Raw genomic sequence first — 22,988 nt, forward strand, 5'->3', positions numbered from 1 at the left:
AAATGGGCTCAAAAACAAAGAAACAAACTTCTCCTGGAACGAAAAAAAAAGGATCCTTGCTTCTGTTCTCTATCCTCTTTTTCACGTCTGCATGGATGTTTATCCTTGGTGTCCTTGTGGGTCGGGGGTGTGCTCCGCTAAAGGTTGATATTAAAAGTGTTCAAGACAGTCTGGCTGAATTGAGCCAAAAGGAACAAAACTACTACAAAATTGATCAGGATGCAGCTTCAGACAAGACTTCGTTCGGCTTTTACGAAGATCTGAAAAAAACTGGAACAAAAGATAAAAAAAATAAAATAATATCGTCATTATCCAGCAAAAAATCTTTAAAAAAAAAATATTTAGTTCATAAAACAATTGATAATAAAAAATCAGATATAACCCCGAAAAATAGAACTCAAAAAAACTATACCATCCAGGTGGCATCATTAAAAGATTCAAAAATTGCCGATAAACTGGTGGCAAAACTAAAAAAAATGAGGTATCCTGCCTATAAATCAAAGGCTGTTATTCCCGGAAAAGGAACCTGGTTCAGGATTAGAATCGGTTCATATAAAGATAAAGCCGATGCCCGGACAATAATAAACAGATTACAAAAAGATAAATTTAACGTAATGCTTGTTGCGATATAGATTTATTAGTCACAGACTCACGCAGACTGACACGGATATTTTGTTCTGCCGGCATGGTGTTTTGTCCGTGTGTATCCGTGTGTGTTCGTGGCTAAATATAAAAAGGATTAAATAGTGAAAATAACAGATGATGAGGTCATGCATGTGGCAAGCCTTGCACGACTTGATCTGCATGAAGATGATGTGGAAATGTTTGCCGAACAGATCGGAAAAATTCTCGAATATGTCCATACTCTTGACAGTGTAAATACAGATGGTGTTGAACCTGTAACCCACGCAATTTCCCTGTCAAATGCTTTTCGCAATGATGATGAAAAAGAGCATGTAAACAGGGATACAGTGCTTTCAAATGCTCCAGAGAAAGAAGATGGGGCTTTTATAGTGCCCAAAATAATCGAATGATAAGGATCAAGAATCGATGGAACTCTATGAACTTACTATACATAAGGCTCATGAACTTTTAAAGCAGAAGAAAATTTCGTCTATGGAACTTACCAAGTCTCTGCTTGAGCGCATAGATGTCCAGGATAAAAAAATCGGCGCATATATTTCTATAGCCGGTGAAATGGCACTGGACCAGGCAAAAATTGCCGATGATGCTATTGCAAAAGGCAGAATTTCCCCTCTCACAGGAATTCCTGTTTCTATTAAGGACATTATTTGCACAAAAGGGATTCGTACAACCTGCGCATCTAAAATCCTGGAAAATTTTGTCCCTTTCTATGATGCCTTTGTGATAAAAAAATTAAAAAAAGAGAATGCCGTAATTCTTGGGAAAGTTAATATGGATGAATTTGCCATGGGATCATCAACTGAGAATTCAGGTATCAAGATAACCCGTAATCCCTGGGATCTCTCGCGCATACCAGGAGGATCAAGCGGCGGGTCTGCAGCTTCGGTGGCGGCGGATTTATGCCTCGGATCCCTTGGTTCCGATACAGGCGGATCCATACGCCAACCCGCATCACACTGTGGTGTGGTGGGGCTTAAACCCACTTATGGGCGCGTCTCCAGGTTCGGCCTGGTAGCTTTTGCCTCATCACTGGATCAGATCGGTCCGTTGACCAAGGATGTTACCGATAGCGCTATTATGATGAATACATTTGCGGGGTATGACCGGAACGACTCAACCTCCGTACCTGTCGATGTGCCGGATTATACTTCTTTTTGTCAAAAAGGCCTGAACGGATTAAGGGTGGGCATACCGAAGGAATTCCATTCTCACAAGGGATTGGATCCTGAAGTGGATCTGGCGGTAAAAAATGCCGTTAAAACCCTTGAGGATATGGGCGCTTCATCTGTGGAAATATCTTTGCCCCACACGCAATATACCGTAGCGGCATATTATGTCATTGCACCTGCAGAGGCGAGTTCCAACCTTGCCAGATATGATGGAGTAAAATATGGATTCCGGGACATGGATAAAAAAAACCTTATTGAAATGTACAAAGGGACAAGATCTCAAGGGTTCGGAGATGAGGTTAAGCGCAGGATTATTTTAGGAACATATGTTCTTTCTGCAGGTTATTATGATGCTTACTACAAACAAGCGTCACAGGTCAGGGCACTTATAACAGGAGATTTCAAAAAAGCATTTAAAAAATGCGATGTAATCCTTTCTCCTGTAGCTCCGACACCTGCGTTTACTATAGGAGAAAAGTCTGGTGATCCTCTTACAATGTACCTTTCCGATATATTTACGCTCTCAGCAAATCTTGCGGGTATACCGGGCATGTCTCTGCCCTGCGGATTCTCGAAAACAGGACTTCCCATAGGCCTGCAGATCATGGGTATGCACTTTAATGAGGAAAAAATTTTCAGAACGGCTTTTAATTTTGAACAGGCAACGGAATTTCATAATAAAAAGCCTGAATTTCACCGCGGAGAACGCAGAGATCGCTGAGATATTACGTTAAAATTTAATCAGTTTCTTTGCGTCCTCTGCGGTTAAAAAACAGGTTCTAACATGGAAAATCCCGGTTTTCAGATAATTAATTTATGTGAAAATCTATATAAAAAAAACTGAGGTAAAAATGAGTATACTCCCGGAAGGTGAAGATCTGCGCAAGGCTGTTAAATGGATATCAGAAGAGCGCATGAACAATCCGTCAATTAAAATAATAAAATTAGTTGAGCAGGCCAGCTTGCAGTTTAACCTCTCCCCAAAGAAGACAGACTTCTTGTTAAAGTACGTAAAGGATGAAAAGCTGTAGGTTTGTGGGGTGTCCATCGTGTCAAAAATAAAAATATTACCCGAAATTCTATCAAACAAAATAGCCGCCGGTGAGGTAGTTGAAAGGCCTGCTTCGGTTGTTAAAGAGCTATTGGAGAATGCGCTCGATGCCGGAAGCAAAAAAATCATAATAGAGATCGAACAGGGCGGCAGATCTCTTATTCGGATTTCAGATAATGGCACGGGGATGAATTATGACGACGCGCTTTTGTCTATTGAAAGATATGCAACAAGTAAAATTTTTAACGATTCCGACCTGTTTGCCATAAAAACGCTCGGATTCAGGGGCGAGGCATTGCCGAGCATAGCATCTGTTTCCAGATTTCAGCTTATTACTCGTGATGAAAATTCACAAACCGGTACAAGTATTTTTATAGACGGCGGGAAAATAACAAAAGTCACGAAAACAGGCGCTCCCACAGGGACAATGGTGACCATCAGACAGCTATTTTATAATACACCCGCCAGGCGCAAATTTCTGAAAACAATCAATACGGAGATGAGTCATGTGGCGGATACTGTCGCCCGTATTGCAATGAGCCGTTATGATGTCACGTTCAAGCTCCTTCATAATAATAAACAGTTGAAAAACTGGCCGGTTGTTCAAAATCCGCTGGATCGTGCCGTGGATGTACTTGGGAGCAATATAAAAAATGATCTTCATAAAATTGCAGATAGCGGCGCAGACTCTATCCTGACGGGCTGGATCTCTGCTCCGGGAATTGCGCGCAGTACAGCGCGCGGCACCTATCTTTTCGTAAATGGACGCTTTGTGCGCGACAGGATGGTTCAGCACGCTCTGTTTAAAGGATATGCCGGCAGATTAATGAAAGGGCAGTTTCCTGTGGCAGTGCTTTTTTTGAAAATTCCTTTTGATCAAGTTGATATCAATGTTCATCCTGCAAAAGCAGAGGTCAAATTTGCAGAGCAAACAAGAATTCATGACGCTATTGTAAAATCGGTATCGCAAACCTTAAACCTGGCTGAGCGCCCCAGGTGGGCTGAAGCAAGTCCCCTATCTGCAAAGGATTCTCATATCTCAGGGATTGAGCCTGAATACGGATATATAAAAAAAAAGGAGCATTCCTCACCAAAAATTTTTATTGATAAAGAAAATGTTTCATCAATAAACAGAAAAGATGAAATTTTTTCAATACCCCAAAAAGCCGAACAGTCTCCTTTATGGGCAAAAAGCAGTTTCAGGGATTTAAGAATAATCGGTCAGCTTCATAATACTTTCATATTATGCGAATCAGATGAAGGGCTTGTTATCCTGGATCAGCATGCTGTCCATGAAAGGATTGTTTTTGAAAAACTAAAAGTCAGAGCAAAAGGACTGCCGACGGTGTCTCAAAAACTTTTGATTCCCGAAACCATAGATTTATCCTACAGTGAAGCCGCAATACTTACCAGGATACTGCCGGAACTTCAAAAGTTCGGTCTTGAGATTGAACCCTTTGGCGGCAATACCTTCGTGGTTAAAGCTATACCTTCCCTTTTGGCAGACCGGGAGGCGCAGCCGCTTATTATAGAGATGGTAGAAAAACTGGCTGAAACAGGTTTTACATCAGGTGTATCCGATGCTGTTGATGAATGCCTGATAATCATGGCATGTCACGGATCCATAAGAGCGAAGCAGCGTCTTTCGGATGAACAGATACAGCGACTGCTCGACCAGCTTGATGAATGCGAGAATCCTTCCTGCTGCCCCCACGGCAGACCAACATGGTTAAGCCGGCCTATAAAAACCCTTGAAAAATCTTTCAAGCGAATACTCTGAAAATCTATAACAAAGGGTACTCTTTTTTTGTCAGCCCCGTATAATTAAAGATATTATTGACGCGGATCTTGTAAAAATATTTATAGATTTTCACATAAATAACCAACAGTCCGCACCCAAAATAAGAACCTGACTTTTTTCTTGGTCTATGCTCATTAAGCCCCTAATATGGCACGCTTGTTGCTTCTATAATCTCCAATAAACCTAAATTTGACCGTATCAAAAATAAAAACTCGAAAGTTCTATTTTCAGGGGGAAAATATGCCTGTTTATCTTTGGGAAGGTAAAGATAAAAGAAACGAAATTCAGAAAGGGGAGATGGAGGCTGCTAATGAAGACGCTATCCGGGCTAATCTGCGCAGACTCAAGATAAATCCCTCAAAAATTAAACAAAAACCAAAAGATCTTTTTGAAAATATTGCTTTTTTCCAACCGAGCGTCACAATTAAAGACGTTATTCTCTTTTGCAGGCAATTCTCCACAATGATAGATGCGGGGCTTCCAATAATTCAGTGTCTGGACATACTTTATGGTCAGCAGGACAACGCCACGTTTAAAAAAATTCTAAAAAAAATAAAAGTAGCTGTAGAAGGTGGAGCAACACTTGCTGAAGCGTTAAAAAAATATCCCAAACAGTTCGATGATCTTTTTGTCAACATGATTGCAGCCGGTGAAGCAGGCGGTATCCTAGACACAATTCTTCAGCGCCTTTCCGCCTACATGGAAAAAGCCGCCAAACTTAAAGCCAAAGTAAAAGGCGCCATGACCTACCCTGTTATAACAATGATAATAGCAGTAATCGTTGTAGCGGTGATCATGGTATTTGTTATACCGGTTTTTCAGGGTATGTTCAACGATATGGGCGGATCGCTTCCTGCCCCGACTTTAATTGTTGTGGCGATGAGCGATTTTGTCAGACATAATATTGCATATATCATTGGCGCAATTGTCATTTTCATATTTGCCTACAAAAGATTTTATAAAACCATAAAAGGAAGGGCTATCCTTGATGATCTTTTTCTTAAATTGCCCATGTTCGGCATATTGATCAGGAAAGTAGCCGTAGCCAAATTTACACGAACAATGGGGACTATGCTTTCAAGTGGAGTCTCTATCCTGGATGCTCTCGACATTGTTGCTAAAACAGCGGGCAACGTAACTGTTGAAAAGGCAATTTATAACGTCAAAACAGGGATTTCACAAGGTCAGACCATGTCTACACCCCTGGCTGAAAGCGGAGTTTTTCCGGCTATGGTATGCCAGATGATTTCGGTTGGAGAATCAACAGGAGCTCTCGATTCCATGTTGACAAAAATCGCAGATTTTTATGATGAAGAAGTTGATCAGGCCGTAGAAAACCTGACTTCCATGATTGAGCCGTTTATGCTGGTTTTTCTAGGTGTCGTAATCGGAGGCCTGGTCATTGCTATGTATCTTCCTATCTTCACCATGGCATCGGCGGTCGCATAGTTAATTATAAATTATGAATTATGAATTGAGAATTATGAATTTGTAATTTGTAATTCTCAATTCGGTATCCTTCATTTATGCCTAAAAGTAGTTAACACTTTTTTAAATGCCGGAATCAATATTTTACCGCAGAGTTCGCAAAGAACGCTGAGATATTACATTCAAAACCAAGCAGTTCCCTCTGCGCTTTTTGCGTTCTCCGCGGTAAAATTTAATTTTTTATAGAAAATCAGTGTAAACTAAATTTGAAGGATGCTCTCAATTCTTAATTAATAACATGAACAGGCAATTGATAAAATCAGAAAGCAGCCTTTATTATAAGCTTAAACTGCTTATGCTTATCCGGCTGGTTTTTACCACGCTCCTGTTAGGGGCTACTATATTCCTGCAGATTGAAAAAAACAGTTCCCTTGTTGATAAGCCCCTATTGTTCCTTTACGGGCTTACAGGAGGGATCTTTCTCCTCGCTTTTTGCTATACCCTTATCCTTTACCATGTAAAACGGGAACTGCTGTTTGCATATTGGCAAATCATATTCGATACATTTATCGTTACCTTGATAGTATATATTACCGGATGTTACTCAAGCAGTTTTGTATTTTTCTATCTTGTTGTAATTATATATTCAAGCATGCTCCTTTTCAGACGGGGGAGTATGATAATGGCAGCTATGTGCAGTATTCAGTATGGTGTTATGATAGACCTTGAATACTATGGCATCCTGAAGCCCTTTATAATAGAAGAGACTCTTTTGACCGCCAATCATGACTGGAACCATGTTCTGTACAAAATAGTATTTACCATGGGAGCCTGTTTTGCAGTCGCCTATTTGAGCAGCATACTATCGGAACAGGCCAAAAATACGAAAAATCAGCTTGTGGCCATGGAGGATCATGTCAAGAGGGTTGAAAAAATGGCGGCAGTTGGAGAAATGGCGGCCGGTCTGGCGCACGAACTTAAAAATCCCCTCGCTTCCCTTACGGGTTCAATCCAGTTGCTAAGGGAGGATACACAATTTAATTCATATCATGATAAACTTATACAGATATTTTTACGTGAAGCAGGCAGGCTAAACGATCTGGTCAACAATTTTCTTATGTATGCAAAGCCTCCTTCCAGGGGACAGGCCAAAGCAACTGAAGTCCGCAAAGAACTGGCTGATACAATAAGGCTTTTCGAAAAGGATAATCTTTGCAAAGAACGAATCAGAATTATAAACAACCTGAACGAAGATATATGGACTGAAATTGATCCTCGCCATCTTCGCCAGATACTCTTGAACCTGCTATTAAATGCGGCTGAATCTATTGAGGATACCGGCATGATAAACATAAAAATATTCAACACCTCAGGCCATAATGCAGCTTTAGAGATTTTCGATACCGGTTGCGGTATGACCGATGATACGATTCAATCTATCTTTGATCCATTCTTTACGACAAAGCAAAAAGGAACCGGCCTTGGCTTATCGATTGTTCATAATATACTTGAAGCCTATGGCAACCGTATAGATGTCAAAAGCACTATTAACAAAGGAACGACATTCATAGTGCATTTTAAAAAAATCGATCCGCCCTTACTTCAAATGGAATGCTCCAAAGTATACAAAGACTTGCCCTCTTTGGCGCACGGCTGAGTTATTTTCAAAGATAACCGGGTAAAATAAAAAACCAAAAGAATAAATCTGTACCCTTACTTTCAGCTCCCGTTTGCTCGTCCCTCCACCGGAACATGGGAACGATAATCTCTAAACTGTAAACTATTTTTTTTATCTTACTCAAGGATGCCACAAATTTTATTTTTTTTGTTGATGCTAATGATGGGCACAACTTAAAAACATAGAATCTGTCCTTGACATCGGATACGCTTTAATGAAAAGAATGAATCTAAACTTCAAGTAAACAATGAAAATCAAGTTTCTCGAAGTTTTTATTTTTGTTGCGCTTCAAATGCAAAAAGGTCATATGCTTTTGTTCTGGTTCCCTTTCTTGGTACAAAATTAAAGGGTGGTCAAGGTTACTATGTGAAATGAAAAGAAATAAAAAACATAGGTAAAAACTTCCAATTAATAATTTCGGAATTAAGGGAGAGAGATAATGAAGAAAGAGAGTAAAGTTCTATCTAATATAATAAAACTTGTACAGGAGCTTACTTATTCTTCTGATGTTGCAGAAAAATTGATACAAATTGTGTGTAGCTGGCAGGATGAAACCAGTCAGGGAAAACCTTTTATCGTTTTCTGGTATGATATTCTCCAACAAATGAAAGAGAAGCATGATAAGGGAAAAATTTCATTTGTAAAGTTAACTGAGATTGAGCAAGTCATTATTAGAAATATGAGTGTAATGATAAGAAGGGCTTTCGAGTTTGATGAAGAAGAAAAATGTTTTGATTTAGCTGAGGTTGTTAAAGATAAGAAGGCCCAGTGCCTTAGCTATACGGCCCTGGTTTATATCCTGGGCGTATCTCTGGGCTTTTCTGTTCTTCCTATTGGCGTAACCGAAATAGTTCTCGCTGATGCATTGCCGGTGGGAAAATTTCATTGTGCCTGTCTCTTTAAACTTGTTGATGGACGGATGATGATGGTGGATCTGGCTGTGGGACCTATTATCAGTAAGCCATTTAATTTGGAAGAAACTTTTATGCACAAAGGAGAGTATTGGGAATTAATTGATGACCAGAATCCCTTGTTGATTAATAGAAGATTTACAATTACAGATCAAAAGGGTATCATTTCCTTTATTTGTTTAAACAAGGGGATATTGGCTGATAGTGAACAGTCTATTCAATATTATAATCAGGCCCTGAAATTAAATCCAAGATATCCTGAAGCATTCAGTAATAAAGGGCTATCCTATGAAAAATTAGGGCAGTTTGATGATGCTGTTGCATGCTATGACAAAGCCATTGAAATTAATCCCAAAGATGCAAGAACCTACTATAATCGTGGAGGCGTAAGAGCCCAACGAAAACAGTGGAATAAGGCTGTAGATGATTATAATAAGGCAAATTACTATCATAAGAAATTTCCTGAAGCTTATTTGAATATAGGCGCTATTTACGCTAACCTGGGGAACTATGAGGAAGCTATTTTTGAATATAACAAAGCCATTGAATTAAACCCGGATTACGCAAAAGCTTATTTTCACAGGGGAATGACCTTTATTTCTTTAAGATTATATACAGAGGCAATAGCGGATTTGACCCGAGCTATAGAGATATCTCCGGATTTTGCCGAAGCATTACATAATAGAGAGCTTGCCTATAACAAACTAAAGGAAGCGTCAAAAGTTAAGAAAGATTTGGCTACGGAGGTCGAAATCGACACAGATAGTTTGATGTAGATGTTCACATAAGTAATTTCACTGCGTTATCGGTCGTCGAAGTATTAAAATACGCCTTCCTCCCTCTGGCCTTGTGAAATTCATTATGTGGCAATCCATAGTCCACGTTCCTAAAGAGACATTATTAAAAATTAAGAATAGAAAGTTGACATTTATGATACTTTAATATATCCTTATCAATTTTATTGTTTTATAGATTTTCAATCAAAGTATGTATAGGTTGGATTCTACATAATCCTTGCTCAGGCATTATTTTCCTGGGCTTTATTATCCATAAGGAGTTTATATGAGACGTTATGAAACTATGATTATTTCCGACCCTGATCTTTCAGATGAAGATCGGGGTCAACTTTTTGAAAGGATCACAGATCCGATTGCGCATGGGGACGGGTTCCTTGTTTTTTTAGATGAATGGGGTGATAAAAAATTAGCCTATGATGTCAAGAAAAAGAGCAGAGGCTTTTACGTTCGTATCGATTATTGCGGCAATGGGGAGCTTGTTAATGAAATTGAAAGATATTGCCGAATCAACGACAACGTCCTCAAATATATGACTGTATTACTTGACAAAGATGTTGATGTTGATGCAGTTCAAGAAGAGATAAAGAACAGAAAAGCAGCAGAGGCTGAATCTGAAAAGATAGATATGGATAAGGAAAGTGACCCGGGAAATGATAAGCCGGATTCTGTGACAAGGGATGAAGAAAATTCATCCGACGCTCCGGAACCAGTAGCTGCAGATAATGAAGCAGAAGAAACCGAAGCTGACGAAAAGGAGTGACACTATGGCTTTTAAACCAAGAAGAAAGAAAACCTTCAGTAAAAAGAAGGTCTATCATCGGCGCAAGGTCTGCAGTTTCTGTGCTGATTCCAGCCTTGATATTGATTATAAAAATTCTTCACAATTAAAGTATTTTGTTGCCGAGAGAGGCAAAATTATACCTCGCCGCATATCCGGGACATGCGCCAAGCACCAGCGAGCGCTTATGCGCGCAATAAAACGTGCACGTACTATTGCACTATTACCTTATGTAGGCACTAGTAAGGGCCTTTAGGGAACTGGAAGGAAATAATCTACACATATCGTGCAGAATTTTTGTTCGTCTTCAAGGCGTGGTAACAGTTGCATAGTGAACTATACAACTGTTACCGCAACGTAGAAGACGGACAAAAGGGCAAGCAGGATGCGTAGATTATTTTCTGTAAGTTCCCTTAGCAAGAGAGAGGGTCAAGATCTGTGCATCATAGTGCCCAAGGAAGAATATCCGGGGATATTGCAAAGGGTATTGCCGTTATCACCCTGATGTTCGCTGCATCTGTTTATGTGCCTTTTATAGGGTTCGTATGCGCCATGCTGATACCGTTGCCCGTCCTTTTTTATCGTTCAAAGCTCGGCCGGCAGGCCGGGATGATGATTTCAGGACTGGCAATAATTGTAATGATTATTTTGCTTGGCAATATATCCTTTGATCTGTTTTTGTTAATTGAACTTATGTTGCTCGGTTTTGCATTAAGCGAAATATTTGAACTTGATCTTTCTATTGAAAAAACAGTTCTATATTCATGTTGCATAGTTCTATTTACAGGTTCCATAGCGGTGATTTTTTACTGTAACATGTCTGATATAAACCTTTATAATGTTGTATCTGAATATGTTAAACAAAACCTTGAGCTTACCATTGCCCTTTACGAAGATATGGGGTTGCCCGAAGAGAGTCTGTATGCTATTTCGAGTACCGTTGATACTATTCAGTACATACTGGTGCGAATCATTCCAGCTTTGATTGTAGTGTCGACATTGTTTGTAAGTTGGGCATGCATATTGCTTTCAAAGCCTTTGTTGAAGGCAGGAAAACTCTTTTACCCTGACTTTGGCTCTCTGAATATATGGAAGGCTCCCGAATTTCTGGTATGGGTTGTCATTTTATCCGGCGTGATGCTGCTTTTACCTTACACTTATTTAAAGATTTTGGGACTTAACGCTTTAATAGTACTTATGAGTATATATTTTTTTGTGGGGATAGCTATTATTTCTTTTCTTTTTGAAAAAAAAGGACTTCCCCGCATGCTCAGGTTTATTTTGTACAGCATCATGGCCTTTCAGCAGATAATTCTTATCCTGGTGATCGGGCTTGGGTTTTTTGATACATGGCTGAACTTCAGAAAACTGGAAATCGGAGAAAGTTGATTTTTTATAAATGGAAGAGGTTGTTTAAATGAAATTAATCTTAAAAGAAACAATAGAAACTCTTGGCATTATCGGGACCCAGGTGGATGTTGCCAACGGTTATGCCAGAAATTATCTTTTGCCGCAAGGCAAGGCTGTTCTTGATACGCCTCAAAATCATAGGATCCTTGGGCAGCAGAAAAAGAAATTTGATTTGCAGATAGCCAAAGAAAAGAAGATAGCGGAGGATATGGCTGAACAGCTTAAAGACGTCTCTTGCAGAATAACCGCGCGAGTTATTGATGAAGATAATCTATACGGCTCGATAACATCTCGTGATATTGCTAAAGCGCTTGGCGATCAGGATATCCAGGTTGAAAAGAGGATGATTCTTCTTGCTGAGCCGATAAAGCAGATAGGTTCCTACAAGGTGCCCATAAGGGTTTATGCTGATGTTGAACCTGAAATAACTGTTGAAATAGTGCCGGAGAAATAGGGCGCTTTTATTAAGAGATGGGCATTTGGGTGTGGTTATGGAAAAGGATACTTCTTTATATAAACTGCCACCGCAGAATATTGAATCCGAGGAGAATATTATAAGTGCGATTCTCCTTGATAATGATGTGCTTCATGATGTTGTCGAGATTGTGGCGCCTGATGATTTTTATAGGTCATCTCATAAAGTGATTTATGAAGCCATTACCGAGCTTTATTCTAAAAACGAACCTGTAGATCTCATAACACTTACAAATATTCTTAAAGAACGTGGAAAGCTTGACGAAGTGGGTGGCGCTACATATATCGCCGGTATAGTCGATACGGTGCCTCTTGCTGTAAATGCCCAGTATTACGCCAAAATCATTCATGACAAGGCATGCTTGAGGCGTCTTATTGAAAAAGCTAACGAAATTTCCAGGCGGTGTTACGAGGACAGGGGTGATGTCGATGAAGTGATAGGTTTTGCCGAAAAATCAGTTTTTGAAATAGCTGAAAATAAAATAAGACCTTCATTCTTTTCCATAAGCAGACTTGTCGATGGCAACATTGCTGCTCTTGAAGAACAGCAGGGAAATAGAGCTTTTCTAACAGGAGTGCCATCGGGATTTAAAGAATTTGACAAGCTGACCTCGGGATTCCAGGGCTCGGATCTGATAATTTTAGCCGCGCGGCCCGGCATGGGCAAGACAGCCCTTGCTCTTAACATCGCAAGGAATGCTGCTGTCGAAGGGAATATATCGGTAGCCGTATTTTCACTTGAAATGTCAAAAGAACAGTTATCCATGCGTTTGCTATGTTCTGAAGCAAGGGTGGATTCTTCCCGTGTGCGGGGCGGTTTTTTAGGTGATGATGATTGGTTAAAGCTTACAGATGCAGCCAGCGTTTTGACTTCGGCTCCAATTTTTATTGATGATTCACCCGATATTACATCGTTATCCATAAGAGCAAAGTCCCGCAGGCTCAAAATGGATAATGATTTGGGCCTTGTCGTTATAGATTATCTTCAGCTTATGAGGGGTAGTTCTCCGGCCGAGCGGAGGGATCTGGAAATTTCGGAAATTTCAAGATCATTAAAGGCCCTGGCAAAGGAGCTTGACATTCCGGTGGTTGCCTTGTCGCAGTTGAACAGAAAGCTGGAAGAACGGGGCGACAAGCGGCCCCTGCTTTCCGATTTAAGGGAATCCGGCGCCCTGGAACAGGATGCCGATCTGGTAGCATTTATTTACAGGGACGAAGTATACAACAAGGACGAAAATAATCCTAAACAAGGCACATCCGAGATTATACTCGCCAAACATAGAAACGGGGCGATAGGCAAGGTGAATTTGACTTTTTTGAGCGCCTATACCCGCTTTGAAGATATGGCTTTTGAGCATGATTTCGGAAGCGGCTATGTACAATAGTATTCAGAATAAAAATATAGTACTATGCGTATGCGGCGGCATTGCCGCCTACAAGGCTGTCGAACTTTTAAGGCTTCTTGTAAGGCATGGGGCGGCTGTAAGGGTTGTAATGACGGAAAATGCCGTGGAATTTGTCGGGCGGCTGACTTTTGAAGCCATATCAGGCAGACCTGTTTGTACTACCTTTTTTGGCCGGGCCGCCGATCCTTCCATCAAACATATTGTATGGGCTGAAGAAGCGGATGCTGTTATAGTAGCGCCTGCCACTGCCAACATCATAGGTAAATTGGCAAACGGTATAGCAGATGATGCTATCAGTACATTTATGCTTGCTGTTACCTCTTTCAAAATCATATGTCCCGCCATGAATACCCACATGTATGAAAACAGGGCTGTTCAGAGGAATCTTGATATACTGGAAAGCGACGGTTTTTTTATTATGGAACCTGAATCAGGGGATCTCGCATGCGGGACCACAGGCCCCGGGCGTCTTCCGGACCCTGAAAGTATAATTGACCGGCTCAACTCCCTGATTACATCAAAGGATTTTTCAGGTCGCAAGGTGCTGGTCACAGCCGGCCCCACACGAGAACCGGTTGATCCGGTCAGGTTTATCAGCAACCCCTCATCAGGCAGAATGGGCTTTGCCGTGGCAAAAGCAGCGGAGCAGAGAGGAGCTGAAGTAGTGTTGATCACCGGCCCGGTAAGCTTGCCCGACCCGCCCCGAATCACCACACTCAGAGTAAATACAGCTATGGAAATGGCAGACGTTGTGTTTGAGTACATGGATAAATCGGATATAATAATAAAAACGGCTGCTGTTTCTGACTACAGACCTGTTGATCCGGCGGAGCACAAAATAAAAAAAGGTAAAGAGACTATAACTCTTTCTATGCAGAAAACCCGGGATATCCTGAAAGAACTCGGGAAAAATAAAAAAGACCGTATTCTCGTCGGCTTTGCAGCTGAAACAGAAAATCTTGAGCAATACGCACAGCAAAAACTCCGCGAAAAAAATCTCGATCTTATAGTCGGAAATATAGTAGGCTCTTCCTCATCATCAGGCTTTCAGTCAGAAACCAACAAAGTGACTCTATTTTTCAAGGATGGCGCAAAACAATCTCTGCCTCTAATGGAAAAAGAAGACGTTGCGAATGCCATCCTGCAAAGCATCCTTGATCAAAAGTTTGCAAGCCAGGTCTATTCCCCGCCTCTTTTTAAACCCGTGAAATGATCCTGCCGCTAGTGGAATTGTTTTTTAATTGCACTATCCTTGCTTCTACTATTGAATTTTTCAGATCATCGCCACCATTTACATGAACCGGTATATAATTTGAAGTCAGCCCTTTTAATTCTCCGTTTTTGGTTCTTTTCCCCTCTATTATGATTTTCACTTTTTTTCCGATAAATCCGGAGTAGAATTCTTTTTTTTTCAATGCTCCCAATTCACGCAGCATGCCGGTTCTGAGCTTTAGCGTTTGCGGAGAGATTTGATCCGGATATCCGGCGGCCGGGGTGCCTTTGCGGGGTGAAAATGGGAAAACGTGCAGATAAGTCACCGGCAGTTCATTTATCAGGGAATATGTATTATAAAAAGCTTCTTCCGTTTCACCTGGAAAACCTGCAAGTATGTCTACTCCTATGGCGGCTCCAGGAATCGATTTATGAATTTTTAAAACCAGTTTCCTGAAAAGTTCTCTGTCATATGGTCTGTTCATTTTTTTGAGAATGAAATTATCGCCGCTTTGCAGTGGTAGATGAAAATGGCGGCAGAAAACATTCGATTGTTCCACAAGTTTTACGATACTCCCTGTCAGCTCTCGGGGCTCTATGGAACTTAATCGTATCCGGCATTCCGGTTTTGCTTTTTCTATCTTTTCCAGTAATTCAGAAAGGCTGCTTGCAGGTTTAAGATCCAAACCGAAGACTCCAAGGTGTATGCCGGTAAGGACAACTTCATTAAAACCTTTTTTACTGAATTTATTGATTTTTTCCAGAACCTGATCGGGTGACATGCTTCTGCTGCGCCCCCTGGCATAAGGGACTATACAATAAGTGCAGAAAGCATTGCATCCGTCCTGTATTTTTAAGAACGGCCTGGTTCTTTTTCTCGAATCCGGCTCCGTTAAAAGTACTTGATTATCAGACTCTATTTTTTTTTGATGATCCGATTCTGTAAAATGAGACTTAAGCTCAGAGTCTGAAAGGATAATTTCCGGTATTTTCTTTTTGGAGTTGGCGATAACCGAGTGAACCCCGTTTATTCGGTTTATTTCATCCGGTTCAGTTGCAGCGTAACATCCTGTTACAATTATTCTTGCTTCAGGATTGGCGCGGATGGCTTGTCTGATTGCCTGCCTTGACTGCATGGATGCCTTTTGTGTGACAGTGCATGTATTTATAATGCAAATATCTGAATTCTGCCGGCATGCCACAGGTGATGTTTCCTCCATGCCCGCCTTTTTCAAGGCATCCGCAATATCTTCGGATTCGCATTGATTAACTTTGCAGCCAAGTGATTTAATTGAAAAACGTAGCATTCTATTATTATAATACCCAGATGGATTCTATTATATCAAGAAGTTAAACCTTTATTTATGCCATACTTCCTCATTTTTTTAAAGGGTTTTTTATTAAACAAAATCTACGCGCAAAATTATAAAAGAAAAAATACCATAATTATAATTTCTGTTTTTCTGTTTTATGTTGAATTACTTCTTGACACGGAATAGAGTCTTTGGAATACTTTTTTTAAAAAATATTGAAATTTCTTGTTGATATGCATAAAGAATTAACGGAGCATATAAAAAAGGAGGAGTCATGAAAACAAAGAATCGTTCCATAGGGCAGATCGTAGAAGAACAAGTTCAGAAATGGCATGTTTCGCAGATTGAGAAGGCTGACGAAAAAGAGGCTCTCCCCATAGTTACTATATCCCGGGAGCCAGGCAGCGGTGGAAGTATAGTTGCAAAGAAACTTGCTGAAAAACTTGAATTTGATATCTTTAACAAGAGTTTCGTTCAAGATATGGCTGAGGGCACTAAAATCAGCGAGAGATTCTTTGAGACAGTAGATGAGAAAGGAGTCTCCGTTTGGAATGAATGGATATCATCTCTTGTGGATTACAGACATCTCTGGCCTGATCAGTATCTCAAGCATCTGATGCAAGTTATTGGTACAATCGGTAAACATGGACGAGCCATAATAGTTGGAAGAGGAGCTAATTTCGTACTCCCCCCTTTAAGACGGTTTAGAGTACGCATCGTGGCGCCGGAGAAAAAAAGGATAGAAAAAATATCTATCGATTACGGGATCTCTTTAAACGAGGCTAAACGACGCATCATAAAAACCGAATCTGATCGGCGGGCTTTTATCAGGAAATATTTCAATGCAGATATCAAAGATCCCGCAAATTATGATCTTGTGATAAATACGGGGGCCATTAGTTTAGATGTCGCAGCTGACGCAATAAAAGGCGCGTTGGGGGCATAAGTTTTTATAAGGCTGTAAAAGCTATAGATTACCTCTTGTCTTTGGTAATCAGGAGAAGCTGTAATGAAACAGAAGAATAATAGAAAATTTTATTTACGGGAATACAGGGCCATCAGTCATGCTATTTCAACATATGAAGACATGAACCTGCTGTTTCAGCATCTTGTTGAAGGGCTTTGCCGCACATTCGGTTTTAAAGGCAGCAGTATCCTGCTTTATGATGATAAAGAAAAGGAATTGTTTCGCATAAGCAGTTATGGATTAAGCGATGAATATTTAGCTAAAGGATCTCTGTATGTGGACGACGAGCTTGATGAGTTTATGAAAGGGGAGATAGTCTTGTATGCAAACATTAAAAATAGTCAAAGAGTACAATATGCTGATGCAGCAATAAAAGAAGGGATTGTATCCATATTCTCGGTGCCTATTAAATGCAGAAATACAGTTATCGGGATACTTAAAGGTTATCAGAACAAACCTATATTGATGCATGAAGATGATATTGAATCGATTAAAGTGCTGTTACAGCAACTGGGACTGGTAATCGAAAGCAATGGAATGAAAAATTTTATGGACAGCGTAAAAGCAGCCATGTCCAATCTTCCGCTTTATATTACAGAAGGACATTAGCAGATGGCTGACCGTATCATCACGGATACGACCGGTTTTTATGATATAGGCTATAACGATTTAATATTACTTGGCAATAAACATTATAAAGTCATAGGAAACGCAAAGGAGCTTAGGTTCGGTATTGAGGACCCAAAATTTTGGGTCAAAAGGGTGATAGATACCGAGACCAATGAGAGAAAGATCCTAAAGCTGGTTTTTTATGAAACCTTTGACACTACACTTGGTGGAGTTAAAATAAAATGTTTCAGAAATCCTGAAAAAGAAGCGGATATTTTAAAACTGGTAGAACAGCATCCTTTTTTTATGCACGGTACTTCAACCAGGGATTCAGAAGGGAATAATGTCAGGATAATTGATGTTGTACGTGGAACCAATCTTTTTGTTTATATCGAATCCTTGAATATGAAACACGAGGACTATTTTCAATCATTTCTTCCTGTTATTATTAAACGACTGGCAAAGGCTTTCGAAGCGATCCGTTTTCTTCACATAAACGGCTTCAGGCATGGAGATGTCAGAAATGATCATATTATAATTGAACATAATACCGGAAACTATGTGTGGATTGATTTTGACTATGATTATTCTGCCCCGGAAAATCCGTTCAGTTTAGATCTCTTCGGGATGTGCAACATTCTACTATATGTGATCGGTAAGGGTTTTCATATTTATTATGCAATAATGCATGATGCTTTACAATACGGGGACTTGAAGGATAGAATAACCGTAGATGATTTTTCGCTTCTTGATCCGTCCAGGCTGTTAAATCTTAAAAAATTATATCCTTATATGCCAAACAGGCTTAATGATATTCTCATGCATTTCTCCGGTGGCTCAAGTATATTTTATGAAACTGCAGATGAATTAATTGAGGATTTAAATAGATGTATATACACAATTTTTTAATTATCCGGAGGCGATTTTGAAAAATACAATTCTCGTACCTTTAAATGAGTCTATTATATCACAGATGGTCATAGATTATCTGATTAATATCGGATTTGACCCTGAACAGGTTGATATTACGCTGCTTCATATATTCCGAAAGCCATCAGCCGAAGAAGAGCTTATGGGGAAGAAGTTCGCAAAGGAAAGGATTCCCAAGATAAAAAAATTTTTAAACCGGATCAGAAAAAAACTTGTTGATAATGGTTTTTTTGAAGCTCAGACAAAAATAAAGATACTAACAAAACAGTACTTAAGTGTTACTGACGGAATTATCGATCAGTTCAAAAAGAATCAATATAAAATGGTAATGATCGGCAGAAGAAGGATGTCCAAATCTGAAGAGTTTGTGCTGGGTGATATCAGTATTAAACTTGTCAGGGCTCTTGAGGAAACGGCTGTGGTGGTGGTAAAGTCAAAATAACCCGGATAGTTTTAACCACTTAATTATAATATTGTAGTTTTATAACATAATGTTACTATAACCTGCCTTTTTAGTATCTGCTTCTCATGCTCCTGGAACTATCAATAAAAAATTTTGCCATCATCGATGATCTGCATATTATATTTTCTACTGGCCTGACGATCCTCAGCGGTGAAACCGGCGCCGGTAAATCTATTATTATAAATGCCGTCAATCTTTTGTTAGGCAGCAGGTCTGTGCCTGCACTGATACGCACAGGCTCGGAAAATGCTGAACTAGAGGCCTTATTTCAAATCGCCCCGGATAGCTATGCGGCCAGGGTACTTGCCGACCTGGGATTTGACACAGATGAAACACTTTTGATCAGAAGGATTATATCACGTAATAATAAGCACAGAGTTTATATCAACGGGCATACAGCAACTATCCGGATGCTGCATTCTGTAACAGCTAATATTGCCAGTATATCGGGACAGCATGCACATCAAAGACTTTTAAAAGAAGAAGAGCATTTATTAATTCTAGATCAGTTCGGGGAACTTGCGGCACTTCGAGAGAATCTGTCAAGGCGTTTTAATGAAATATTGCCACTGATTAAAAGGTTGCATGATTTTAAACTTTCCCAAGCCCGGCAGGCTGAACAGATAGAACTGCTTGAATTTCAAAAAAAAGAAATTTTGGAAGTTTCCATAAAAATCAATGAAGACACAGATCTGGAGCAGGAAAGGATGCGCCTTAAAAACATGGCAGAGCTGCTCAAGTCTGTTAACCATGGGCTGGAAGTGTTATATACGGGTGAAGGCGCTGTTGTAGAAAGGCTTATGGAAGTTGAAAAGGATTTAAGCAAACTGCGCAGTATTGATGAAAGCCTGTCCATGCAAGCCAAAAGGTTAGCAAGCGCTGCATTGCAGGTTGAAGATATAGTGGAAGAACTTCGATCTTATCTTGCAGGTATTCATACAGATGAGAAGCGTCTTGAAGAAGTGGAAGAGCGGATTGATTTACTCCATAAACTGAAGCGCAAATATGGCGGCACACTTGAAGCTGTTTTTTCTTTCCTCGGCAATATAGATAAAGAACTGAATGAAGCTAAAAATATATCGGGCAAGATAGTTGATACAGAAAAAAGAGTAGCAGAACTTCACGAATTGCTGGTAGCGATGGCAACTGAATTATCCGCAAAAAGGAGAATAGCGGCTGAAGGACTGGCCAGGGAAGTGGAGGAAGAACTATCCACTTTAAAAATGGATAATACAAGGTTTAAAATTTTTTTGGAAATAATTGGAGTTGATGCCGGCAGAGACTCTTTTCTTTCAGTTGACGGTAAAGCCATAACTGAAACAGGAGTGGACAAGGCTCTCTTTTTTATCGCTCCAAATGTCGGGGAAGCTCTTAAGCCTTTATCAGGCATTGCCTCCGGCGGAGAGCTCTCAAGGATAGTTCTTGCATTAAAGGCTATAATGGCAAAATCGGAATCCGTCGAAACAATAGTGTTTGACGAAGTAGATGCCGGTATCGGAGGGGGTACAGCCGAGGTTGCCGGCCAAAAGCTCGCTTTGCTTGCCCGTCATCACCAGGTTATTTGCATTACTCACCTGCCTCAAATAGCAAAATTCGGTAACCATCACTTCAGGATATACAAAGAGGTCAAAGACGATCGCACCACCACGGTCATTAAGCCTGTCAAGGGGAAAGACCGTCTGAATGAGATAGCCAGAATGCTGGGCGGTGAAAAAATTACAGCAGCAACCCTTGAGCATGCCAGGGAAATGCTGAAGCAGGCATTATAGATTTCCAGGGCAATAATTTCATTACATTATCGTCACAACCTGCGGTAGACGAAATACCAGTACGATTCCTTCAAATTTTTCACTCGGTCTTTGTGAAATTCATTATATTAAAATCTATAGTCGAGCATATAAAAACAAGAAGCTGTATGCTGTAAAGCGGAGCGAGGAGCTAATGGTAACTAAACGCAATGTTTATTTAAACATGAAGACACTGCAAGAGGCAAAAAAAATTTTGATGGAAAATTTTCCAACAGGGGGCTTGCTTTCAAAGGAGATGATTCCTGTGCCGGATGCAGTCGGCCGGGTGCTGTCTGAACCTGTGACGGCGAATTTTTCCTCTCCGGGCTTTCATTCTGCTGCAATGGATGGAATAGCCGTAAAAGCGAAACAGACCTTCGGAGCCGGCGAAATGAAACCTAAAAAATTAGCGGTCGGCAAGAATGCTTTTTTCGTTAACACCGGCCATGTAATGCCGGATAATACGGATGCGGTCATTATGATGGAGCATCTCAATATTATAGATGATGATATAATTGAAATAGAGGCTCCGGCTTTCCCCTGGCAGAATGTTCGTAAAATGGGAGAAGATATCGTTGCTACTGAGCTGATTTTTCCCAGAAATCATCTTGTGACGCCATACTGTGTCGGAGCCTTGCTTTCAGGAGGCATATTTTCCGTTTCTGTCAGGACGAAGCCGAAAGTGCTTATAATACCTACTGGTTCCGAGCTGCTTGACTGGCAACCGGAAGAGTTCCAAATCAGCCCCCTGGAACATCTAAAGCCCGGCCGGGTGATTGAGTCCAATTCGTTTGTGCTTGGCAAAATGGCGGAAGCCTGCGGCGGAGTGTTTGTGCGGCACAACATATTGAAAGATGACAGGGAAGTAATAAAAAAAATCGTAAAGGATGCCTGCAGCCGGGATTTTGATATAATACTCACTGTCGGCGGTTCTTCCGCAGGATCAGAGGATTTTACCAAATGGATCGTAGAAAATATCGGCCGGGTTCTGGTTCACGGTGTCACAATCATGCCCGGCAAACCGATTTTAATCGGTAAAATTAAGGATAAGCCATTTTTCGGCATTCCGGGATACCCGGTATCCGCCATCATCGCCTTTGAAGAGTTTGTACAGCCCTTGATCTGCAAAATGCTTGGGCGACCTGAAGAAGACAGGCCTGAAGTTCAGGTGGAACTGACAAGAAAGGTTCCTTCAAAGCTCGGAATAGAGGAATTTTTGCGTGTTAAATTAGGAAGAGTAGGGGATAAGATTTCAGCCATTCCTCTGCCGGGAGGAGCAGGATGCATAACTACCATAACCGAGGCGGACGGTATCATCCGCATTCCTAACCATGTAGAAGGATTGACGGATAAGAAACAGGTCACGGCGAAACTGCTTCGTCCTCTTGCTTCTGTTGATAATACTATTGTAGTTGTGGGCAGCCATGACAATACCCTCGATCTGCTGGCTGATCAAACCAAGGCCAGTCATGCCGGTCTGACGCTTTCATCAAGCCATGTCGGCAGCATGGGCGGGCTGATAGCAGTAAAAAAGGGGGTTTGCCATCTGGCCGGATCGCATCTGCTGGATACGGAAGACGGATCATACAATATCTCGTATATAAAAAAATTTTTGCCTGATATGAAGATTAAACTGGTCAATCTTGTAATACGTGACCAGGGCCTGATTGTACCGGCAGGCAATCCCAAAAAAATTAAAGGTATTGCAGACCTTGCCGGGGATGATATAGTTATTATCAACAGACAGTCAGGTTCCGGCACAAGAATACTTCTTGATTACAGATTAAAAGAATTGGGGATCAACCCGCAAAATATTAATGGATATAAGAACGAGGAATATACTCACATGTCTGTGGGCGTTGCCGTTCTCAGTGGAACAGCAGATGCCGGCCTCGGTATTTATGCCGCTGCCAGGGCGTTAAAGCTGGATTTTATTCCTGTTGTAACTGAACAGTACGATCTTGTTATTCCGGAAGAATATTTTGAATCTGAAAAGATCAGGGCGCTGCTCGAAATTATCAATACAAAAGAATTCCAAAAAAGGGTCGCGGCCCTGGGGGGATACAGCACCGAAAAAACCGGGGAGATTATTTTGTGATTGACATTGCCTCGGGTGCAATCCAAAAAAGTTACACTCATTAAGGGCTCGGCAAAAAATA

General features: G+C 40.6%; 21 protein-coding genes. 20 read left to right on the top strand and 1 reads right to left on the bottom strand.

Annotated elements, in window-relative coordinates:
• The first annotated feature begins 2 nt into the window (after positions 1-2).
• The 14 genes from BuS5_RS18855 (at position 3) to coaBC (ending at position 14,761) form a co-directional block, all read left to right on the top strand.
• On the top strand, positions 3-632 hold the full coding sequence (locus tag BuS5_RS18855) for an SPOR domain-containing protein (protein ID WP_027354020.1): 630 nt from the start codon (positions 3-5) through the stop codon (positions 630-632).
• 114 nt (positions 633-746) lie between these two features.
• A complete protein-coding gene (gatC, locus tag BuS5_RS18860) occupies positions 747-1,034 on the top strand; it encodes an Asp-tRNA(Asn)/Glu-tRNA(Gln) amidotransferase subunit GatC (protein ID WP_027354021.1) in 288 nt (95 codons plus the stop codon).
• A 16-nt stretch (positions 1,035-1,050) separates the two neighbouring features.
• On the top strand, positions 1,051-2,535 hold the full coding sequence (gene gatA / locus BuS5_RS18865) for an Asp-tRNA(Asn)/Glu-tRNA(Gln) amidotransferase subunit GatA (protein WP_027354022.1): 1,485 nt from the start codon (positions 1,051-1,053) through the stop codon (positions 2,533-2,535).
• A 130-nt stretch (positions 2,536-2,665) separates the two neighbouring features.
• Positions 2,666-2,845, top strand: a complete 180-nt coding sequence (locus tag BuS5_RS18870; protein ID WP_027354023.1) for a hypothetical protein — start codon at positions 2,666-2,668, stop codon at positions 2,843-2,845.
• Between the two features lie 18 nt (positions 2,846-2,863).
• Complete coding sequence (gene mutL / locus BuS5_RS18875) at positions 2,864-4,645, top strand: DNA mismatch repair endonuclease MutL (protein WP_051374793.1); 1,782 nt, start codon at positions 2,864-2,866, stop codon at positions 4,643-4,645.
• 261 nt (positions 4,646-4,906) lie between these two features.
• Positions 4,907-6,115 carry a type II secretion system F family protein gene (locus tag BuS5_RS18880; protein ID WP_027354025.1) on the top strand — a complete coding sequence of 403 codons (1,209 nt, stop codon included), beginning with the start codon at positions 4,907-4,909 and terminating at the stop codon, positions 6,113-6,115.
• 289 nt (positions 6,116-6,404) lie between these two features.
• A complete protein-coding gene (locus tag BuS5_RS18885) occupies positions 6,405-7,751 on the top strand; it encodes a two-component system sensor histidine kinase NtrB (RefSeq protein WP_198012256.1) in 1,347 nt (448 codons plus the stop codon).
• Between the two features lie 460 nt (positions 7,752-8,211).
• On the top strand, positions 8,212-9,459 hold the full coding sequence (locus tag BuS5_RS18890; protein WP_051374795.1) for a tetratricopeptide repeat protein: 1,248 nt from the start codon (positions 8,212-8,214) through the stop codon (positions 9,457-9,459).
• A 286-nt stretch (positions 9,460-9,745) separates the two neighbouring features.
• The gene (gene rpsF, locus BuS5_RS18895; RefSeq protein ID WP_027354026.1) at positions 9,746-10,240 is read left to right on the top strand and encodes a 30S ribosomal protein S6; all 495 of its coding nucleotides are present in this window, start codon (positions 9,746-9,748) and stop codon (positions 10,238-10,240) included.
• 4 nt (positions 10,241-10,244) lie between these two features.
• A complete protein-coding gene (gene rpsR, locus BuS5_RS18900; protein WP_027354027.1) occupies positions 10,245-10,514 on the top strand; it encodes a 30S ribosomal protein S18 in 270 nt (89 codons plus the stop codon).
• 182 nt (positions 10,515-10,696) lie between these two features.
• Positions 10,697-11,647: a YybS family protein gene (locus tag BuS5_RS18905; RefSeq protein WP_027354028.1), complete on the top strand. Its 951-nt coding sequence runs from the start codon at positions 10,697-10,699 to the stop codon at positions 11,645-11,647.
• Positions 11,648-11,675: 28 nt separating this feature from the next.
• The gene (rplI, locus tag BuS5_RS18910) at positions 11,676-12,122 is read left to right on the top strand and encodes a 50S ribosomal protein L9 (RefSeq protein ID WP_027354029.1); all 447 of its coding nucleotides are present in this window, start codon (positions 11,676-11,678) and stop codon (positions 12,120-12,122) included.
• Between the two features lie 37 nt (positions 12,123-12,159).
• Positions 12,160-13,527 carry a replicative DNA helicase gene (gene dnaB, locus BuS5_RS18915; RefSeq protein WP_027354030.1) on the top strand — a complete coding sequence of 456 codons (1,368 nt, stop codon included), beginning with the start codon at positions 12,160-12,162 and terminating at the stop codon, positions 13,525-13,527.
• Positions 13,517-14,761 (top strand): bifunctional phosphopantothenoylcysteine decarboxylase/phosphopantothenate--cysteine ligase CoaBC, encoded by a 1,245-nt coding sequence (gene coaBC / locus BuS5_RS18920; RefSeq protein ID WP_051374796.1) that lies wholly within the window; start codon positions 13,517-13,519, stop codon positions 14,759-14,761. Before dnaB ends, coaBC begins: the two co-directional genes overlap by 11 nt.
• On the opposite strand, the gene mtaB is transcribed toward coaBC, so the two are convergent.
• Positions 14,745-16,067 carry a tRNA (N(6)-L-threonylcarbamoyladenosine(37)-C(2))-methylthiotransferase MtaB gene (mtaB, locus tag BuS5_RS18925; protein ID WP_027354031.1) on the bottom strand — a complete coding sequence of 441 codons (1,323 nt, stop codon included), beginning with the start codon at positions 16,065-16,067 and terminating at the stop codon, positions 14,745-14,747. The two genes, coaBC and mtaB, sit on opposite strands and share 17 nt — an antisense overlap.
• Positions 16,068-16,347: 280 nt before the next feature.
• Between mtaB and BuS5_RS18930 the strand changes: the two genes are divergently transcribed.
• From BuS5_RS18930 to BuS5_RS18955, 6 genes are all read left to right on the top strand, one after another.
• Positions 16,348-17,019: a cytidylate kinase-like family protein gene (locus tag BuS5_RS18930; protein WP_027354032.1), complete on the top strand. Its 672-nt coding sequence runs from the start codon at positions 16,348-16,350 to the stop codon at positions 17,017-17,019.
• A gap of 63 nt (positions 17,020-17,082) precedes the next feature.
• Complete coding sequence (locus tag BuS5_RS18935) at positions 17,083-17,649, top strand: GAF domain-containing protein (RefSeq protein ID WP_027354033.1); 567 nt, start codon at positions 17,083-17,085, stop codon at positions 17,647-17,649.
• Positions 17,650-17,652: 3 nt separating this feature from the next.
• Positions 17,653-18,558 carry a hypothetical protein gene (locus BuS5_RS18940; protein ID WP_027354034.1) on the top strand — a complete coding sequence of 302 codons (906 nt, stop codon included), beginning with the start codon at positions 17,653-17,655 and terminating at the stop codon, positions 18,556-18,558.
• A 16-nt stretch (positions 18,559-18,574) separates the two neighbouring features.
• Positions 18,575-19,021 carry a universal stress protein gene (locus BuS5_RS18945; protein WP_027354035.1) on the top strand — a complete coding sequence of 149 codons (447 nt, stop codon included), beginning with the start codon at positions 18,575-18,577 and terminating at the stop codon, positions 19,019-19,021.
• An 86-nt stretch (positions 19,022-19,107) separates the two neighbouring features.
• The gene (gene recN, locus BuS5_RS18950) at positions 19,108-20,811 is read left to right on the top strand and encodes a DNA repair protein RecN (RefSeq protein ID WP_027354036.1); all 1,704 of its coding nucleotides are present in this window, start codon (positions 19,108-19,110) and stop codon (positions 20,809-20,811) included.
• 172 nt (positions 20,812-20,983) lie between these two features.
• Entirely contained in the window at positions 20,984-22,927 is a 1,944-nt protein-coding gene (locus tag BuS5_RS18955) for a molybdopterin biosynthesis protein (protein ID WP_027354037.1), read from the top strand.
• Positions 22,928-22,988: the final 61 nt, after the last annotated feature.

The organism is Desulfosarcina sp. BuS5, from assembly GCF_028752835.1.
Taxonomy (GTDB): Bacteria; Desulfobacterota; Desulfobacteria; order Desulfobacterales; family BuS5; genus BuS5.

What these genes read in the sequence shown, in the direction of transcription:
- BuS5_RS18855 (WP_027354020.1), top strand. Translation starts at nt 3, where the DNA reads ATGGGCTCAAAAACAAAGAAACAAACTTCTCCTGGAACGAAAAAAAAA.
- gatA (WP_027354022.1), top strand. Translation starts at nt 1,051, where the DNA reads ATGGAACTCTATGAACTTACTATACATAAGGCTCATGAACTTTTAAAG.
- BuS5_RS18870 (WP_027354023.1), top strand. Translation starts at nt 2,666, where the DNA reads ATGAGTATACTCCCGGAAGGTGAAGATCTGCGCAAGGCTGTTAAATGG.
- BuS5_RS18880 (WP_027354025.1), top strand. Translation starts at nt 4,907, where the DNA reads ATGCCTGTTTATCTTTGGGAAGGTAAAGATAAAAGAAACGAAATTCAG.
- BuS5_RS18890 (WP_051374795.1), top strand. Translation starts at nt 8,212, where the DNA reads ATGAAGAAAGAGAGTAAAGTTCTATCTAATATAATAAAACTTGTACAG.
- rpsF (WP_027354026.1), top strand. Translation starts at nt 9,746, where the DNA reads ATGAGACGTTATGAAACTATGATTATTTCCGACCCTGATCTTTCAGAT.
- rpsR (WP_027354027.1), top strand. Translation starts at nt 10,245, where the DNA reads ATGGCTTTTAAACCAAGAAGAAAGAAAACCTTCAGTAAAAAGAAGGTC.
- rplI (WP_027354029.1), top strand. Translation starts at nt 11,676, where the DNA reads ATGAAATTAATCTTAAAAGAAACAATAGAAACTCTTGGCATTATCGGG.
- dnaB (WP_027354030.1), top strand. Translation starts at nt 12,160, where the DNA reads ATGGAAAAGGATACTTCTTTATATAAACTGCCACCGCAGAATATTGAA.
- coaBC (WP_051374796.1), top strand. Translation starts at nt 13,517, where the DNA reads ATGTACAATAGTATTCAGAATAAAAATATAGTACTATGCGTATGCGGC.
- mtaB (WP_027354031.1), bottom strand. Translation starts at nt 16,067, where the DNA reads ATGCTACGTTTTTCAATTAAATCACTTGGCTGCAAAGTTAATCAATGC.
- BuS5_RS18930 (WP_027354032.1), top strand. Translation starts at nt 16,348, where the DNA reads ATGAAAACAAAGAATCGTTCCATAGGGCAGATCGTAGAAGAACAAGTT.
- BuS5_RS18935 (WP_027354033.1), top strand. Translation starts at nt 17,083, where the DNA reads ATGAAACAGAAGAATAATAGAAAATTTTATTTACGGGAATACAGGGCC.
- BuS5_RS18940 (WP_027354034.1), top strand. Translation starts at nt 17,653, where the DNA reads ATGGCTGACCGTATCATCACGGATACGACCGGTTTTTATGATATAGGC.
- recN (WP_027354036.1), top strand. Translation starts at nt 19,108, where the DNA reads ATGCTCCTGGAACTATCAATAAAAAATTTTGCCATCATCGATGATCTG.
- BuS5_RS18955 (WP_027354037.1), top strand. Translation starts at nt 20,984, where the DNA reads ATGGTAACTAAACGCAATGTTTATTTAAACATGAAGACACTGCAAGAG.